We start from the raw sequence: 17,366 nt of genomic DNA, 5'->3' as shown, positions 1-17,366 counted from the left end.
CGGGGTGCGATGATCTTGGGGTGGAGCGGATTGAGGGTGTGGCCGCGGGGCGGCTGACGGATGACGTGTCGATCGGGTTGCTGGCGGCGGTGTTCCCGGAGGAGGCCGTGCGGGCGGCGATCGATGAGGCGGGGGCGCGTGAGGAGCGAACGCGGTCGTTGCCGGCGAAGTTGATGATGTATTTGTCGCTGGCGTTGTGGTTGGAGCCGGGCAAGGGGTACGTGCGCACCCTGCGGGGCCTGCTGGAGGGGCTGCGGTGGTCGCGGGGCGGCTGGGGCGAATACCGGGTGCCCAGTGACGGGGCGATCTCGCTGGCCCGTTACCGGTTGGGTGAGGCGCCGTTGCGGAACCTGTTCGACGAGGTCGCAGCCCCGGTGGCCGATGAGCGCACCCCGGAGGCGTTCTGGCGGGGGCTGCGGTTGATGGCGGTGGACGGCACGGTCTTCGATGTGCCCTCGGGGAAGCGGAACGAGGCGGCGTTCGCGGTTCCGGCCGGTGGAAGCCGGCCGCAGGTCCGCCTGGTGGCGCTGGCCGAGTGCGGCACGCTGGCCCTGACCGGGGCGGCCTTCGACTCCATCGCGGTCGGTGAACGCACCCTGTTCACCCGCCTGTTGGACCGGTTGGCGCCCGGCATGCTGCTGCTGGCCGACCGCGGCTTCCCCTCGTTCGGCCTGTACCGGGCTGCCGCCGCGACGGGCGCACAACTGCTGTGGCGCGTCTCGGCTTCCTTCACCCTGCCCGTCAAGAAACGGCTGGCCGACGGCACGTACCTGTCCGAACTGCGCGGCGAGCGGAAGTCGCAGCGGGTCACGGTACGAGTCATCGAGTACTCCGTCGCCGACGACGGCGGAATCAGCGAGGTCTTCTGCCTCATCACCACCCTGCTGGACCCTGAGCACGCGCCCGCTTTGGAGCTGGCCCGCAACTACGCCGAACGCTGGTCGGTGGAAGTGCTCTTCAAACTGCTCAAGGTCGACCTGCGGCAAAGTGGCGGCATCCTGCGCTCGGGCAAACCCGAGGGAGTACGACAAGAACTGTGGGCGCTACTCTGCGTCTACCAGGCCCTGCGCACCCTGATCGCCAGGGCCGCCGTGATCGCGGGCATCGACCCCGCCCGCATCAGCTTCCCGCCCGTCCTGGACGCCGTCAAAAGCTCCCTCAGGACGGCTTTTTCCCCCTGACCAGCTCGCGAAGGCCCTGCACTTCCTCATAGCCGACCTCCCCGGCATGCACATCCGAGACCGCCCCACCCGCACCACGCCCCGCACCACGAAACGCCCCCATCTCAGCTACCAAACCCGCAGCTCAACCGACCCCGGAACCCGGCGCGTCACCCGCACCATCGTGCTCCACACACTGACACCCGACCCGATCTAACTCATGGCCATTGGGGCTCGGGCCTTCTCTGGGTTGATGACCAAGGACTTGGTTCCATCACCTTCGTCCTTGGTCCTGTAGCCATAGACAGGCTTGCCAATGATCCAGCGCTTCTCAACGGTGCGGGAGAACTTCCACAGGGACTCGACGCGGACACCTGTGTTGGCAGCTTCGATGCGAGCCATGCCGGCGATGATGGTGACCATGAACTGACCGAACTCGGTAGAGAGGTCAATCGGGTCATTCGTGGCAGCAAGGGTCTTCTGAAACTCCTTGCACCATTCGATCATCAGGTGAAGATCCGAGATACGTCGGACGAAGCGGTCAAGCTTCCAGAACAAGATCTCGTCGAACTCCGGGGCTCGGTTGCTGATCCAGTCCCCGAGCTGAGGTCGCTTCCAGGGCGGCACCTTGGTAGCTGAGACTCCAAGGTCTCTTGCGATGCCGATGACACGGCAACCCCGCTCTACGGCCATACGGACTAGGTCTAGCTCCTGCCGAACGGGTGACGTGGTCTCCTCACTCAGGATGGAGAGGCGGATGGACAGCAGAGACCGCGGTGCGGTTGCTGGGAGCAGAGACATCCGCTCCAGAAGGTCTGCAAGTTCTCTTCTCTCGGAGGCGGACCAGCCGGCTTCGTCCAGGAGGTCTACGGGCCAAAGCTCTTCAAAGGTCAGGGTCACTCGTTTAGGATAACTGGGTGTAGTTCTTCGTTTACAACTACCTAAACCGGGAAAACGCCGCCAAGGGTGAGTAGTTGATCCAGCTCCGAGGCGAGCCGCCGTCCGGATGCCGGGACGGCGGCTTTCTCCGTTCGCGATATTTCAACAAAGTGTTGACGTCGTGTTGCGGAGGGCGTTAGCTGTCCGCAGCCCGAACAACGCACAGCGAAAAACAGCCACGGAGGCTCCCGTGACTTCGAGCTCGACGCCGGGCCTCGCCCGGTTCAACACCCTGGCGGGCGGCGGGGCCACCGCCGCGCTGCACGAGGTGTGTGCCAGTGCGGCCTGGGTGAGCATCATCCTCTCCCGGCGCCCGTACCCCACGGTGGAAGCCCTTCTCTCCGCGAGCGACGCCGCCATGGCCGAGCTCTCCGGGGAGGATCTGGCCGAAGCCATGGCCGGTCATCCACCGATCGGCCGCCCGAAGCCCGGCGACCCGGCCTCCTCCCGCGAACAGCGGGGCATGGCCGGCGCCTCCGAGGAACTCAGGGACGAGATGCTCGAACTGAACCTGGCCTACCAGAAGCGGTTCGGACACGTCTTCCTGATCTGCGCCACCGGCGCCACCGGTGAGCAGATGCGTGACGCGGTGAAGGCCCGGATCGAGAACTCGCCCGAGCAGGAGCGCGGACACGTGCGCACCGAACTGGGCAGGATCAACCGCATCCGGCTGAGCCGTCTCGTGGAAGAGGAGAAGGACTGATGAGCACCGCCACCACTGCTTCGGTGTCCACGCACATCCTGGACACCAGCATCGGACGCCCCGCCGAAGGTGTCGCCCTCTCGATCGAGGCCCGCAGCGGCCCCGATGCCGAGTGGACGGCACTGGGCGGGTCCGCCACCGACGCGGACGGGCGGTGCAAGGACCTGCCGGCGCTGCCGGAGGGCACGACCCACGTACGGCTCGACTTCCGGGTCGAGGCGTATTTCGTCAAGAACGACAGTGCGAACAACCAGCAAGCCGAGGCGCAGCAGGACGCCCCCCGCGTAAGGGACAGCGGTGCGTTCTTCCCGGAAGTGGCGATCACCTTCGCCGTCCGTCCGGGCGAGCACTATCACGTACCGCTGCTGCTCAACCCGTTCGGCTACTCCGTTTACCGAGGGAGCTAGCAGACAATGCCCACGATTCTCGGCCAGAACCAGTACGGCAAAGCAGAGAACCGCGTCGTCAGAATCACGAGGGACGGCGACACCCACCACATCAAGGACCTGAACGTCTCCGTCGCCCTCTCCGGTGACATGGACGACGTCCACTACTCCGGCTCCAACGGCAACGTCCTGCCCACGGACACCACCAAGAACACGGTGTACGCGTTCGCCAAGGAGTACGGCATCGAGTCCGCCGAACAGTTCGGCATCCACCTCGCCCGGCACTTCGTGACCTCGCAGGAGCCGATCAAGGTCGCGCGCATCCGGATCCAGGAGTACGCCTGGGAGCGCATCGCGACGTCGGACGGCAACTCGAAGTTCATCGGTGCCGACGAGGTCAACCACTCCTTCGCCCGCAAGGGACAGGAGCTGCGCACCACCCAGATCACCTTCGACGGCGAGAGCTGGGAGATCATCTCCGGTCTCAAGGACCTCACCGTCATGAACTCCACCCACTCGGAGTTCTGGGGCTACGTCAAGGACAGGTACACGACGCTCAAGGAGGCGTACGACCGCGTCCTGTGCACCGACGTGTCGGCCGCCTGGCGTTACAACTGGACCAGCGACGGCCAGCGGATGCCCAACTGGGAGAAGTCGTACGAGCAGGTGAAGAAGCACATGCTCCAGGCCTTCGCCGAGACGTACTCCCTCTCGCTCCAGCAGACCCTCTACCAGATGGGTTCGCGGGTCATCAACAGCCGCAGCGAGATCGACGAGATGCGCTTCTCGCTGCCGAACAACCACCACTTCCTGGTGGATCTGGAGCCGTTCGGCCTCAAGAACGACAACGAGGTCTACTTCGCGGCGGACCGCCCGTACGGCCTCATCGAGGCGACCGTGCTGCGGGACGGCGTCGAGCCGAAGATCCCCGTCGACATGACCAACCTCTGACGCGGCACTGATCCGGCCCCCGCCCGTCCACAGCGGGCGCGGGCCGGTCATCCCGGAGGGACCACCCCATGGCACAGCCCGCAACGGGGCCGGCAGAAGGCCCGTGTTCCGCACCGCCGGAAAGCTCCGTGCATCCGGTCCGACGTGGCCATCTCGGCACCCACAGCCGCGCCACTGTGGCACTCACATTCTCCTGGGGTCCTGCCGTGCCCACATCGCCGATGAGAGAAAAGGGAAGCACCATGGCAGCTTCGGCAGACCCTCAGCGCATCGTCATCGAGAACTGCTCGATCGCGACCGTCGACGCCCATGACACCGAGTACGCGTCGGGGCACGTCGTCGTGGCGGGCAACCGCATCGAGTCCGTCGGCGCGGGCAAGGCACCGCAGGGCCTCGCCGGCGTCGTTCGCCGCATCGACGGCACCGGTCATCTCCTCACACCCGGGCTGGTCAACACCCACCACCACTTCTACCAGTGGATCACCCGCGGCCTCGCGACCGACCACAACCTCTTCGACTGGCTGGTCGCGCTCTACCCGACCTGGGCGCGCATCGACGAGCCGATGGTCCGCGCCGCGGCGCAGGGCTCGCTCGCCATGATGGCGCGCGGCGGTGTCACCACGGCGATGGACCACCACTACGTCCACCCGAAGGGCTCCGGAGACCTCTCCGGCGCCATCATCGGGGCGGCACGCGACATGGGTGTGCGGTTCACCCTCGCCCGCGGCTCCATGGACCGCAGCGTGAAGGACGGTGGTCTGCCGCCGGACTTCGCGGTCGAGACGCTCGAAGGCGCACTCGCGGGCACCGAGGCGGCCATCGACGCCCACCACGACGCCTCGTTCGGCTCGATGACCCAGATCGCCGTCGCGCCCTGCTCCCCGTTCTCCATCTCGACCGAACTCCTCGCCCAGGGCGCCGAGCTGGCCCGCCGCAAGGGCGTGAGGCTGCACACCCACGGCTCGGAGACCGTCGAGGAGGAGCAGTTCTGCAAGGAACTCTTCGGGATGGGACCCACCGACTACTTCGAGGCGAACGGCTGGCTCGGCCAGGACGTGTGGATGGCGCACTGCGTCCACATGAACGACTCCGACATCGCCGCCTTCGCCCGTACGGGAACGGGCGTCGCGCACTGCCCGTCCTCCAACGCCCGCCTCGCCGCGGGCATCGCCCGGGTACCCGACATGCTCGCCGCCGGCATCCCGGTCGGTCTCGGCGTCGACGGCACGGCGTCCAACGAGTCCGGTGAACTCCACACCGAACTGCGCAACGCCCTCCTCATCAACCGCCTCGGCGCCCACCGCGAGAAGGCGCTGAACGCCCGCCAGGCCCTGCGGCTCGGTACGTACGGCGGCGCCCAGGTCCTCGGCCGCGCCGACCAGATCGGCTCGCTGGAGGCCGGCAAGCTCGCCGACCTCGTCCTGTGGAGGCTGGACACCCTCGCCCACTCCTCGATCGCCGACCCGGTGACCGCGCTCGTCTTCGGCGCCGCGGCCCCTGTCACGCTCTCCCTGGCCGACGGGAAGCCGGTCGTCGAGGACGGCCACCTGGTCACGGTGGACGAGGACGCCATCGCACGTGACACCCGCGACGAGGCCCGCCGCCTCGCGCGGATCGCCGCCGGAGCCTGACGTACGGCGACGGCACCCCCATGAACCGGCCGGCCGAGGGGGACGGCCCTCGTCCGGCCGCCGTGGACCCGAGCGGGGTCCACGGCAGCCGGTCCGGAGGGCGCACACCACAGGTGCGCACCCTCCGGACCGGTGATGAACCACTGCCCGGGCATCCCCACCCGCATCACCACGCATGCGCGACGAAGCACCCACCAACGCACCACTCCGCACCACCTCCCTGACACCCACGTCACCGACGACGTGCCACCGACCGGAGGAACCGCCGTGGCCGCTCAGCCCAGGTTTCGCAGTGAAGCTCAAGACACAGCCGCTCTCGCGGACCGTAAGCACCCGGTCGACGAGACCCTCCCGCCCCTGAAGATGTTCACCAGCGGGCTCCAGCACGTGGCCGCCATGTACGCGGGCGTCGTCGCGCCGCCCATGATCGTGGGGCCCGCCCTGGGGCTCAGCGCCAAGGAGACCGCCTTCCTGATGGGGGCGAGCCTCTTCACCGCGGGCATAGCCACCCTGCTCCAGACCCTCGGGTTCTGGCGCATCGGCGCCCGCCTGCCGTTCGTCAACGGGGTGTCGTTCGCCGGGGTGACGCCGATGGTGGCGATCGGCAAGGACCGGGGCCACGACGGGATCGCCGTCATCTTCGGCGCGATCATCGTCGCGAGCCTGCTCGGATTCGTACTCGCCCCGTACTTCTGCAAGCTGGTCCGCTTCTTCCCGCCCGTGGTCACCGGCACCGTGATCACCCTGATCGGTGTCTCGCTGCTGCCGGTCGCCTTCAACTGGTCCCAGGGAGGCAACTCCGCCGCGGACGACTACGGTTCGATGACCAACATCACCATGGCCGCCGTCACCCTGGCGATCGTGCTGGCCCTGCGCAAACTGCTGCGCGGCTTCCTCCAGCAGATCGCGATCCTGCTCGGTCTGGTCATCGGCACACTGATCGCGATCCCGGTCGGCATCACCGACTTCGGCCCCATGAAGAACGCCGACGTGGTCGGCTTCCCGACCCCGTTCGCCTTCGGCGCACCGCAGTTCGAGATCGCCGCGATCATCTCGATGTGCATCGTGATGCTGGTGTGCATGACGGAGTCCACCGCGGACATGCTCGCTCTCGGCCGGATCGTCGGCCGTCCCGCGGACGAGCGGACCATCGAGGGCGGTCTGCGCGCCGACACCCTCGGCAGTGCCATCAGCCCGCTGTTCAACGGTTTCATGTGCAGCGCCTTCGCACAGAACATCGGCCTCGTCGCGATGACCAAGGTCCGCAGCCGGTTCGTCGTCGCCGCGGGCGGTGGCATCCTGATCGTGCTCGGGCTCGTCCCCGTCGCCGCTTCCGTCATCGCGATCGTGCCGCTGCCGGTGCTCGGCGGCGCCGGCATCGTGCTGTTCGGCTCGGTCGCGGCGAGCGGGATCCAGACTCTCGCCACCGCCGCCCTGGAGAAGGGCGAGAACGCTCTGATCGTCGCGGCGGCCGTCGGAATCGGCCTGATCCCGATCGCCGCGCCGCAGTTCTACCACGCGTTCCCAAAGGACATGCTCGTCGTCCTCGACTCGGGCATCTCCACCGGCTGTGTGGTGGCGATCCTGCTGAACCTGGCCTTCAACCACTTCGGCCGCAAGCCGGACGCGGACACGGACCCGGAGCAGGCACCCGGATCGGAACCGGCCCCGAAGGACGCGACCCCCGTGCCCGTCCACTGACGGACCCGTACCACCGCGCACCACCCCGTGGCGCGTACGGCGACCGCCGTACGCGCCACAGGTGTCAGGGGGCCGTCACCGGCCGATGTGGAAGCTGTCGCCGTACACCTTCCAGTCGAGCGGCGGGTCCAGGTTCAGGTTGCCGTTCCTGAGGAAGACGCGCTGAGCGGTGTCCACCCGGCTGGTGTCCGAGTGGGCCTCCTCCTGCTTCATCGCCCAGACCCTGGCGTCCAGGAACGCGTTGAGGTACGTCACCTCGTTGCCGCCCTGCGACGGTGACTTGGCCTTGGAGAGCGCCCTCTTGCGGATGGACCCGAAGCTCGCGCTGTCGCCGCCGTTGCCGTGCATGACGAGGGCGTCGTAGTAGGCGAACTGTCCGAGGGTGCCCACCCCGTCGCCCTTGCCCGCCTTGACGGCCGGGTTGAAGTAGACCCGGTCGCGCTCGTCGTTCTGCGCCTTCTTGAAGGCGGAGTCGGACGCGGCTTTCGCCCAGTCCCTCGTGAAGCCCGGGTCGAGCCCCTCGTGGGAGTCGGTGCCGTCCACCGCGCGCAGGGCGGGCAGGTATTTCGCGAGGACGTTGCCCGGCTTGCGCTGGGTGTACAGCTCGACCAGGTCGAGCATGTCGCCGGTGCCGGAGCAGAAGCCGATGATGCCCGCGGTGTAGCCGCGGCCGTCGCCGATGTCCTCGATGTACTTGTACTGCGCCTTCCAGTCCAGTGAGGAGTTCTCCGCGCTGGACACCAGCTGCATCGCGATGTCCTTCTTCGCGGGATCGTCGAGCCCGGTCGCGGCGGCCTCCTGATGATGTGCGGCCGGGGTGGCGGGCACCTCGTCGGCGAAGGCGGTCATGGGAGTCGCCGTGAGCGTGAGGCCGAGCACCAGGGCGGCGAAGCCGGCCGGGCGGGTGAGTCGGGTGGTGCGACGTGCGGTGCGGTTATGGGGGTTGTGCACCTGTCCTCCAGGGGGAGTTCGTCGTGCCCTTCGTCTGTTAGGAAGCTTTACTATCAGAGTGCGGAGCGCGCGGCATACCCCCGCGTCGAAGATGATCCGATGACCTGCCCCGGTCGGGCGGCCCTGTCACGGCGCGCGGGAACCCCGTCACCGCGTACGCGTCCACCCCTCCAACGGGGCCCGCGACAGCCGGGTCACGGGTGGGTGCGGGGCCTCGGGGGGGCAATGAAAGTGCAGTTCATCCCGTACGGGGACCGGCGCGCACGGCTGCTCCTCCGCCCGGTCCCCGTGCGCGCCGCTCCCGCGGTGCTCAGCGGCCGTCGACGCGGAAGCTCTCCCCGTACACCCGCCACCGCAGCGGAGTCTCCAGCTGGAGTCTGCCTTCGCGTACGAACACCCGCTGGGCGGTCTCCACGCGGCTGGTGTCGGTGTGGGAGGGCTCCTTGGCGATCGCGGCCACCCGGGCGTCGAGGAAGGCGTGGAGATACGCCTCCTCGTCGCCGCCCCGTGCGGGCGGATCGGCCTTCGCGAGCGCCCCGCGCCGTATCGTGGCGAAGCCGACCGAGCCTTCCGTGTCGCCGTGACCGTGCATCACATAGGCGTCGTAGTAGATGAACTGCCCCAGCGCGCTGAGACCGTCGTCCTTCGCCCGTTCCACCGCCGGGTCGAAGTAGGAGTGGTCACGCTCCGCGTCCTGCGCCGACCGGAACGCCGGGTCCGAGGCCGCCCTCGCCCACGCGTCGGTGAACGGGGCGCCGAGCCCCGTGTGCGCGTCGCTGCCCTTCACGGCGCGGAGTGCGGGCAGGTAGCGCTCCAGGGGGTTGCCTGGCCGGGCCGCGGCGTACCGCTCGACGACGGCGAGCATGTCGCCGGTGCCGGAGCAGAAGCCGATGATGCCCGCGGTGTAGCCGCGGCCGTCACCGATGTCCTCGATGTACTTGTACTGCGCCTTCCAGTCCAGTGAGGAGTTCTCCGCGCTGGACACCAACTGCATGGCGAGCTGCTTCTTCGCCGGGTCGTCGAGGTCGGTCTCCGGGGCGGAACCGCTGGCTCCGGAGCAGCCGGTCAGGGCGAGGACGGCGGTGGCGGCGGTGAGAGCGGCGGATGCGGCGGTGAGAGCGGCGGATGCGGCGAGGGAGCGAACGGTGGGCTTCACGGGTCAAGCGTGCCAGGCCGGGGGAGGGCCCCTGAGTCGTCCCCCCGTTGTAGCGCCAGGGGTACGGAAGACCGGTCTTCTCCTGCTGCCCGTCCGCCGCCGAACCGGCTCCCGGCTGCGTCAGTCGCCCGGCCGCCAGTCGGGCCTGCGTCCGCTCAGGCCGATCACCCGGTCGAGGAGCGGCGCATCGGCAGGCACGGGTACCGGAGGCCCGAAGATGTCCGCACTTCCGGGACCCCCGTCCGCCGAGGTCAGCATGGCTTCCGACGAGCGCAGATCCGCCTCGGCGGCCCGGAATTCCTGTCCGGTGGACCGCGCCAGGTCCCAGCCGTGGACGACCAGCTCGTTGAGAGCCACCAGGCCGGCCACCTCGCCCGGGAGATCCACTCCACCGGCCCTCGTCATGCCCTCCCACGCGGCGGGGTCGCTCCACGCCGCCGCCATCTCGTCGAGCAGGCGGGGCAACGCCTCGCGCCAGTCGTCGTCGAGCACCGGGAGCGCGGCGTCCGGCGCGGTGTCGGTCGTCGGCCCGAGATCCTTCCGGGCCGCGTCACGGAAGGCGGTGGTCAGCCCGACGAGATGGGCGAGCAGCTCCCGTACCGCGTAATCGGGACAGGGGGTCGGGCCGTCGAGCTGTCGGTCCTCGATGGCGCCGAGCAAGGCCCGGATCCGCTCGGCGGCCGACGTCAGGTCCAGGGCGGGTCGAGTGGTGCTGTGCGTATCCATATTCCTTCAGACCCTCGCGGCGCCCGGAACTCATCGGGCCACACCGGCACATTGCGGAACGTTCTGTCCGGCCCCCTTGTCGCAGGCCCCCGCACCATGGCATACAGGTCTGGACCATTGCTCCCGAAGGGGAAGGCAGGACCGTGCAACGCCCCCACATGCACGCCGTGTTGACCTGTTCCACCGCCCTGCTCCTCGCCGCGCTCACCGCCTGCGGCGGCACCACGAGCGCCGATACGCAGAAACCGACGACTCCCCGCGGGGTGACGGCCCAGGCCGGCAGCGCCACCTCAGTGCACGTGATGTGGGAGCACGCGACCGACAACAAGGCGATCACCGGGTACGAGATCTACCGCGAGGGCGAGAAGGCCGCCTCCGTGCCGGCGGCGAAGCGGATGACCGACATCGACGGCCTCACCGCCGCGACGGCCTACACCTTCACCGTCCGAGCCCGCGACGGCGCCGGAAACCTCTCCCGGCCGAGCACCGCAGCCCGGGTCACCACGCCCGCGCCCGCGCCCTCCGACACCAAGGCCCCCACCGCCCCGGTGAAACTGCGCGCCGTCGCGGACGGCAGCCGCACCGCGACCCTGAACTGGGTCGGCTCCACGGACGACGTGGCCGTCACCTCGTACGACATCTACCAGGAGGACTCCCGGATCCACAGCGTGCCGGGAACGGAGACGACAGCCCGGCTGAGCGGCCTGCGGCCCGGCACCGTCTACACGTTCACCGTCCGGGCCCGCGACGCCTCGGAGAAGTCCTCACCGGACAGCAACGCCGTCGACCTCACCACCGAGACCGCTCCCGGCGCGCCCGCGAGCACCGCCCCCACCGGTCTGCGGACGGCCCTGACCACCGAGGGCGCGGAGTCCGTCGTCATCCTGTCCTGGGACCAGCCCGACACCGGAGGCGGGATCCCCGCGTACCAACTGTTCCTCGACGGGAAACTGACCACGACGATCGTCTGGGGCGGCACGCCACCGAAGGGCCGCGCCACCTACCGGCTGACGCTCAATGACCCGCCCGGCACCCGCTACTCGCTGAAGATCCGCGCCAAACTACCGGACGGCACGTGGGGCGACTTCTCGGCGCAGCGCACGGTGGTCCTGCCGGGCTGACCGGTCGATCGAGAGCGCGGAGCAGCTGCCGCCCGGGCAGGCGTACCTCGGCGGGCAGCGCGCCAAGCGTGGGGCGGGCCGGGATTCCCGGCCCGCCCCACACCGCTATGTGCTCAGTCCTGCGCGGCGAAGCCTACGAACGCGGTCCAGTCTCCAGGTGTGAACGCCAGCACGGGGCCCGTCCTGGCCTTGGAATCCCGGACATGGACGGTGCTGGGCGAGGTGGCGACCTCAATACATTGCCCGCCCTCGCCGCTGCTGTAACTGCTCTTGTACCAAGCCGAATCGGGCAGGTTGGGCACGGGCTCTTCGACGTTCATGTCTCTCCCAGCAGCCTCTCTACGAGGGTCAGCGATTCACGCGGTGTGAGCGCCTGGGCTCTGAGGAGACCGTACTGTTCCTCGAACTCCCGGACCACCCTCCGCTCTGTGTAGAGGCGGCTGTCCTTGTGTACCTCCACGTAAGCGATCCTGCGCTCTTCCTTCGTTTCGATCAAGGTGAATGGGCCGGCCACTCCAGCGTGGTCCTCGCGGGCATTCGGCATTACCTGGATCTCGACGTTGCGCTGCTGTCCGCACAGGAGGAGATGCTCAAGCTGGCCGCGCATGGCGTGCGTCCCACCCAGAGGGCGGCGGAGTACCGACTCTTCGATGACGAAGCTGATCGTGGGCAGAGGCCGCCGTTCGAAGATCTTGTGCCGAGCCAGCCGTGCGGTCACACGGTGCTCCACGGTCACTTCGTCCAGCAACGGCCTGTGCATCGTGAACACGGCCCGTGCGTACTCTTCTGTCTGCAGCAGGCCGTTGACCACATGGGTGTCGTACACGTGCAGCTCGACCGCCTCCGCCTCCAGCCGCGCCGCATCCCGGAAGAACGCCGGATACTGCGCCCGAGCCACCTCTTCCTTGCTGGCGCACAACACCCCGCCCGCATCAAGCAGTTCGTCCGCCTGGTCGATGAACTTCGGTGGCGGGATCCTGCGCCCCTGCTCGAATGAGGCGATGCTCGACGCCGAGTACCCCGTCATCGCCCCGAACTCCGCCCGCTCCAGCCCTGCCCGCACCCGGAAGAGCTTCAAGTGCTGGCCGAACACATGCAGGATGCCGGACCCGACCTCGTACTCATGCTCCGGCTGCTGTCGCCGATCGTCCACGTCCCACGCCTCCCGTTACCGTCCCGCGTCGCCCTGCCTGCCCCGAACGTCCCGCCTACGCATCGGCCAACGCAGCCCACTGGGGCCGGTCATGCCCCGTACCGCGTACAACCCGCGCGCGGACGCGTACAACAGGGGCTCGTCGCAGCGTCCCGCCTGGTCAACGGTATGCGCGCGTCGAGATCGTTTACCGGCTGAACCGTGCAGTTCCCCCAGACGCGCGCACCCTGCAGCCGCCCGGGCAGGACGAAGGGTGGTGCGCATCGCTCAACTTGTCCCTGACCAAGCACGTAGTCCCGGCCATTCAGGGCGCGTTGCACATTCAACGAGCGGCCCCGAGAGCTCGACCCCGACCCCTTCCTGACGTGACACCGCCTCCGGTGCCATAGGGCACCGGAGGCGGCCAGTCGAGTACGCGAGGGTCAGCGCAGCTGCTCGTACGCAGGCAGCGTCAGGAAGTCCGCGTAGTCCTGGTCCAGGGAGACCTGGAGCAGGAGGTCATGGGCCTGCTGCCAGTTGCCGGCTGCGAATGCCTCGTCGCCGATCTCGGCGCGGATGGCGGCCAGTTCCTCCGCCGCGACCTTGCGGGCCAGGTCCGCCGTGGCGTGTACGCCGTTCTCGAAGACCACGTCCGCGTTGATCCACTGCCAGATCTGCGAGCGCGAGATCTCGGCGGTGGCGGCGTCCTCCATCAGGTTGAAGATGGCGACCGCGCCCATGCCGCGCAGCCATGCCTCGATGTAGCGGATGCCGACCGCGACGGCGTTCTTCAGGCCGCCGAACGTGGGCCTGGCGTCCAGGCTGTCGATGGCGATCAGGTCGCCCGGTGCCACCGAGACGTCCTCGCGCAGGCGGTCCTTCTGGTTCGGCTTCTCGCCGAGGACCGCGTCGAAGGAGGCCATGGCGATCGGGACGAGGTCGGGGTGGGCGACCCAGGAGCCGTCGAAGCCGTCGTGGGCCTCGCGGTCCTTGTCGGCCTTGACCTTCTCGAAGGCGACCTTGTTGACCTCCGCGTCGCGGCGCGAGGGGATGAAGGCCGCCATGCCGCCGATCGCGTGCGCGCCGCGCTTGTGGCAGGTGCGCACGAGGAGTTCGGTGTACGCCCGCATGAACGGGGCGGTCATCGTGACGAGGTTGCGGTCGGGCAGGACGAACTTCGAGCCGCCGTCACGGAAGTTCTTGACGATGGAGAAGAGGTAGTCCCAGCGGCCCGCGTTCAGCCCGGAGGCGTGGTCGCGGAGCTCGTAGAGGATCTCCTCCATCTCGTACGCGGCGGTGATCGTCTCGATCAGGACCGTCGCGCGGACCGTGCCCTGCGGGATGCCGACGTAGTCCTGGGCGAAGACGAAGATGTCGTTCCAGAGGCGGGCCTCCAGGTGCGACTCCGTCTTCGGGAGGTAGAAGTACGGGCCCTTGCCGAGGTCGATCAGGCGCTGGGCGTTGTGGAAGAAGTAGAGGCCGAAGTCGACCAGCGCACCGGGCACCGGGGTGCCGTCGAGCTGGAGGTGGCGCTCGTTCAGATGCCAGCCGCGCGGGCGCATGACGACCGTCGCGAGGTCGTCGGCGGGCTTCAGGGCGTACGACTTGCCCGACTTCGGGTCGGTGAAGTCGATCGCGCGGTTGTAGGCGTCGGTCAGATTGAGCTGGCCGAGGATCACGTTCTCCCACGTGGGGGCGGAGGCGTCCTCGAAGTCGGCGAGCCAGACCCTGGCGCCCGAGTTCAGGGCGTTGACGGTCATCTTGCGGTCGGTCGGACCGGTGATCTCCACCCGGCGGTCGTCGAGCGCGGCGGGGGCCGGTGCGACCTTCCAGGAGTCGTCCTCGCGGAGCTGTGCGGTCTCCGGGAGGAAGTCGAGGGTGGAGGTACGCGCGATCTCGGCGCGGCGCTCGCCCCTGCGGGCGAGCAGCTCGTCACGGCGGGGCGTGAACCGCCGGTGCAGCTCGGCCACGAACGCGAGGGCCGCGGGGGTCAGGACCTCGTCCTGCCGGGGCAGGGGCTCGGCATCGACGATGGCCAGCGTGGACGGCGCTGGTGCGGACATGAGCTGTCACTCCTTCAGCGGGCGGTGCGAGCGGCCTCTCACGGCCGCCGGGACGCCTGAAACGGCACGGCGTGCCAAGGCTCCGAGATGCGGCCATGGGCGCCGTCTGGGGTTCAGAGTGCTTCTGACCAGTGGATAGTAGTTTCCTCATGGTGGAAGTTCAATGGTTTGTTGATGTCGAGATTCTCCGGGTCGACAGAACTGCGCCGTGGCTGGCGCAGCGTGCCAGGCCGGACACCGTGCGTACCTCTCCACCGTCCAGGGTTCCCATCCGTGAGCGGTTCCGGTCACTCCAGGCGCGTCAGATCCTCCGGTGTGTCGATGTCGTACGCCTGAGCCACATCGGAACACTCGACCAGCGTGACCGCATCGCGGTGCGCCCGCAGATGGTCCCGCGCTCCCCGGTCCCCGACGGCGGCCTCGGCGATGTCCGCCCAGTGGTCGGCGCCGAACAGCACCGGATGGCCGCGCTCCCCGTCGTACGAGGCGGCGGCGAGGCCCGACCGGGAGTGGTACGCCGACCGCACCCGGGCCACCGCCTCCGCCCCGATGCCCGGCTGATCGACCAGCAGTACCAGTGCCGCGTCCGCCCCGCTCCCGGAGAGCGCGCGGAGCCCCGCCCGGAGCGAGGAGCCCATGCCCTCGGCCCACTCGGGATTGTCCGTCACCACGCACCCGGACAGGTCGGCCCGCCCCCGCACCTCATCCGCCGCCGCGCCCAGCACCACATGCAGCGGACCGCAGCCCCCGTCGCGCAGGGTCCGGACGGCGTGTTCGACCAGGGGCCGGCCGCGGTGCGGCAGCAGCGCCTTCGGCCGGCCGCCGAGTCTGCGGCCGCCTCCCGCGGCGAGCAGGAGACCGGCGATCACAGGGTTCTCCGATGGGGAAGACATGGGCCCTGGATACCACTGTGCCGTTCGCGCGGGCGACACGCCCGTCACCCTCAGGGGTAACCGTCAATTCTGGCCACGGAGTGGCGCGCGCCACCTCTCATGGCGTTAACTTGCCGACACAGCCAGTCACTTGACCGCTGTCCTGAGCCTGGTCGAAACACCGGCACAAAGGCGTGCGAGGAGGAGTGCTTTGTTGCGGAGCGTGGGGCAGAAGCGGGTGACCGGACGTGGCGGGGACGACCCGAGAGTGACGGAACTGCGGACGGCCGTCTCCCGGCTCCGCCGTGAGCTGGCACTCCATCCCGCGGACTTCCCGGACCGCGGAATCGCCGAGGACGAGCTCGCGGCGCTGGACGCCATGGGGATCAGCGGCGCCCCGGAGATTGTGCGGCTGCGCCGCTCACTGCTGCTGGTCGCGGCGGCGATCGGCTCGGTCAGCGCACTGGCTCCCGGGCTCAGGGGGGTGCGGAACGCGGTGGACCTGTTCGGGGAGCCGACACGCCGCTGAATCGCGTGAGGGGCCGGCCGGCGGCCCGGGCACGGGAGGCCGGTCAGCGGCGGATCAGACGGCGTGCCGTCGCCGCCGCCGAGGTGCGCGAATCCACGCCCAGCTTCGGATGGACCGGGTGGCGGTGAGGCGGGACGGCTCCCTGTCCTGAGAACCGTGAGCGCGGGCCCGCGACACAGAACCGTGAGCGCGGGCCCGCAGCGCACCCGGGCCCGCCCTGCCCGCAGCGCGGTCTCAGCTGGTGGCGCCGCTGCTCGCCAGTGCCTCGGAGAGTTCCTTCGCGACCTGCTGGAGGATCGGTACGATCCGCTCCGTCGCCGCCTCCGTCACCCGGCCCGCCGGGCCCGAGATCGAGATCGCCGCCGACGTGGGGGAGTTGGGTACGGAGACCGCCAGGCAGCGGACTCCGATCTCCTGCTCGTTGTCGTCGACCGCGTAACCGGCCCTGCGCACCAGATCGAGCGCGTCCAGGAAACCGTCCGGAGTCGTGATGGTCTTCTCGGTCGCCGCAGGCATGCCCGTACGGGCGAGCAGGGCCCGCACCTCGTCGGCCGGGGTGTTCGCCAGGAGGGCCTTGCCCACGCCCGTGGAGTGGGGGAGGACCCGGCGGCCCACCTCGGTGAACATGCGCATCGAGTGCTTCGACGGCACCTGGGCGACGTACACGATCTCGTCGCCGTCCAGCAGGGCCATGTTCGCCGTCTCGCCGGTCTCCTCGACCAGGCGCTGGAGGTACGGGCGTGCCCAGGTGCCGAGCAGCCGGGACGCGGACTCGCCGAGGCGGATCAGCCGGGGGCCGAGCGCGTAACGACGGTTGGGCTGCTGGCGGACGTAACCGCACACGACCAGGGTGCGCATCAGCCGGTGAATGGTGGGCAGGGGCAGTCCGCTGCTCGCGGAGAGCTCACTCAGCCCGACCTCGCCCCCGGCGTCCGCCATCCGTTCCAGCAGATCGAAGGCGCGTTCAAGGGACTGCACACCGCCGCTGGGGCCGGCGGGCTTGGAGTCGGATGTGCTGGCGTGGGACGGCGGCACGTCAACGGTCCTTTCGATGCGGAACAGCAAGGCGCCAGCCTACCGGGCGGTTCCCGAACAGCCCACTGTTCCCGGGCGGCGTCCTTGCCGGTCAGGGGCTGTTCTGTCCAGGTGTCGCAGGTCGGCGGAGCACTCACCCGAGGCTCTTCCTGGGCCATGCTACATTCCGCGCTGCGGAATCAATCTTTTACTTCGTGGAAACCTCCAGTTATGCGCATCGGTGGTCGACTCGCCGTCCGGCGAGCAGAGTGGAGGTCTTGACGAGGAGGAATCCCCGATGAAGACTCCTTCAACAGTTCGTTGAAACCAT

Annotated in this window: 17 protein-coding genes; 8 read left to right on the top strand and 9 right to left on the bottom strand. The window is 68.9% G+C overall.

Going from position 1 to position 17,366, the window contains the following annotated elements:
- The first annotated feature begins 20 nt into the window (after nt 1-20).
- Nucleotides 21-1,181 (top strand): IS4 family transposase, encoded by a 1,161-nt coding sequence (locus F0344_RS04435; RefSeq protein ID WP_185297178.1) that lies wholly within the window; start codon nt 21-23, stop codon nt 1,179-1,181.
- Between the two features lie 192 nt (nt 1,182-1,373).
- On the opposite strand, the gene F0344_RS04430 is transcribed toward F0344_RS04435, so the two are convergent.
- Nucleotides 1,374-2,060, bottom strand: coding sequence for a recombinase family protein (locus F0344_RS04430; protein ID WP_258049659.1), 687 nt, complete (start codon nt 2,058-2,060; stop codon nt 1,374-1,376).
- Between the two features lie 229 nt (nt 2,061-2,289).
- Between F0344_RS04430 and uraD the strand changes: the two genes are divergently transcribed.
- The 5 genes from uraD (at nt 2,290) to F0344_RS04405 (ending at nt 7,471) form a co-directional block, all read left to right on the top strand.
- On the top strand, nt 2,290-2,802 hold the full coding sequence (uraD, locus tag F0344_RS04425) for a 2-oxo-4-hydroxy-4-carboxy-5-ureidoimidazoline decarboxylase (RefSeq protein WP_185297518.1): 513 nt from the start codon (nt 2,290-2,292) through the stop codon (nt 2,800-2,802).
- Nucleotides 2,802-3,209, top strand: a complete 408-nt coding sequence (gene uraH / locus F0344_RS04420; RefSeq protein WP_185297517.1) for a hydroxyisourate hydrolase — start codon at nt 2,802-2,804, stop codon at nt 3,207-3,209. Before uraD ends, uraH begins: the two co-directional genes overlap by 1 nt.
- 6 nt (nt 3,210-3,215) lie before the next feature.
- A complete protein-coding gene (gene pucL, locus F0344_RS04415) occupies nt 3,216-4,139 on the top strand; it encodes a factor-independent urate hydroxylase (protein WP_185297516.1) in 924 nt (307 codons plus the stop codon).
- A 242-nt stretch (nt 4,140-4,381) separates the two neighbouring features.
- Entirely contained in the window at nt 4,382-5,770 is a 1,389-nt protein-coding gene (locus tag F0344_RS04410) for an 8-oxoguanine deaminase (RefSeq protein WP_185297515.1), read from the top strand.
- Between the two features lie 267 nt (nt 5,771-6,037).
- Nucleotides 6,038-7,471, top strand: coding sequence for a nucleobase:cation symporter-2 family protein (locus tag F0344_RS04405; RefSeq protein WP_185297514.1), 1,434 nt, complete (start codon nt 6,038-6,040; stop codon nt 7,469-7,471).
- Between the two features lie 75 nt (nt 7,472-7,546).
- Here the strand turns inward: F0344_RS04405 and F0344_RS04400 are convergent, their stop codons facing one another.
- The 3 genes from F0344_RS04400 to F0344_RS04390 all read right to left on the bottom strand — a co-directional run bounded on the left by F0344_RS04400 (nt 7,547) and on the right by F0344_RS04390 (nt 10,304).
- Nucleotides 7,547-8,422, bottom strand: coding sequence for a chitosanase (locus F0344_RS04400; protein ID WP_308460885.1), 876 nt, complete (start codon nt 8,420-8,422; stop codon nt 7,547-7,549).
- 310 nt (nt 8,423-8,732) lie between these two features.
- The gene (locus F0344_RS04395; RefSeq protein WP_185297513.1) at nt 8,733-9,578 is read right to left on the bottom strand and encodes a chitosanase; all 846 of its coding nucleotides are present in this window, start codon (nt 9,576-9,578) and stop codon (nt 8,733-8,735) included.
- 120 nt (nt 9,579-9,698) lie between these two features.
- Nucleotides 9,699-10,304, bottom strand: coding sequence for a TIGR03086 family metal-binding protein (locus tag F0344_RS04390; protein WP_185297512.1), 606 nt, complete (start codon nt 10,302-10,304; stop codon nt 9,699-9,701).
- A 158-nt stretch (nt 10,305-10,462) separates the two neighbouring features.
- On the opposite strand from F0344_RS04390, the gene F0344_RS04385 reads away from it, so the two are divergent.
- Nucleotides 10,463-11,425: a fibronectin type III domain-containing protein gene (locus tag F0344_RS04385; RefSeq protein ID WP_185302507.1), complete on the top strand. Its 963-nt coding sequence runs from the start codon at nt 10,463-10,465 to the stop codon at nt 11,423-11,425.
- A gap of 113 nt (nt 11,426-11,538) precedes the next feature.
- Here F0344_RS04385 and F0344_RS04380 read toward each other — a convergent pair whose 3' ends face one another.
- The 4 genes from F0344_RS04380 to F0344_RS04365 form a co-directional block, all read right to left on the bottom strand.
- Nucleotides 11,539-11,745: a DUF397 domain-containing protein gene (locus F0344_RS04380; RefSeq protein WP_185297511.1), complete on the bottom strand. Its 207-nt coding sequence runs from the start codon at nt 11,743-11,745 to the stop codon at nt 11,539-11,541.
- A complete protein-coding gene (locus F0344_RS04375) occupies nt 11,742-12,578 on the bottom strand; it encodes a helix-turn-helix domain-containing protein (RefSeq protein ID WP_185297510.1) in 837 nt (278 codons plus the stop codon). Before F0344_RS04375 ends, F0344_RS04380 begins: the two co-directional genes overlap by 4 nt.
- A gap of 422 nt (nt 12,579-13,000) precedes the next feature.
- Nucleotides 13,001-14,620 (bottom strand): malate synthase A, encoded by a 1,620-nt coding sequence (aceB, locus tag F0344_RS04370; RefSeq protein WP_185297509.1) that lies wholly within the window; start codon nt 14,618-14,620, stop codon nt 13,001-13,003.
- Between the two features lie 287 nt (nt 14,621-14,907).
- On the bottom strand, nt 14,908-15,513 hold the full coding sequence (locus tag F0344_RS04365) for a nucleotidyltransferase family protein (protein WP_185297508.1): 606 nt from the start codon (nt 15,511-15,513) through the stop codon (nt 14,908-14,910).
- A 190-nt stretch (nt 15,514-15,703) separates the two neighbouring features.
- Here F0344_RS04365 and F0344_RS04360 point away from each other — a divergent pair, with 190 nt between their 5' ends.
- Nucleotides 15,704-16,021 (top strand): DUF5955 family protein, encoded by a 318-nt coding sequence (locus F0344_RS04360; RefSeq protein ID WP_185297507.1) that lies wholly within the window; start codon nt 15,704-15,706, stop codon nt 16,019-16,021.
- A gap of 234 nt (nt 16,022-16,255) precedes the next feature.
- On the opposite strand, the gene F0344_RS04355 is transcribed toward F0344_RS04360, so the two are convergent.
- On the bottom strand, nt 16,256-17,056 hold the full coding sequence (locus F0344_RS04355) for an IclR family transcriptional regulator (protein WP_185297506.1): 801 nt from the start codon (nt 17,054-17,056) through the stop codon (nt 16,256-16,258).
- Between the last annotated feature and the right edge of the window lie 310 nt (nt 17,057-17,366).

Source organism: Streptomyces finlayi (assembly GCF_014216315.1).
GTDB classification, from domain to species: Bacteria; Actinomycetota; Actinomycetes; order Streptomycetales; family Streptomycetaceae; genus Streptomyces; species Streptomyces finlayi_A.
This window is presented reverse-complemented; position numbering and strand designations above follow the sequence as displayed.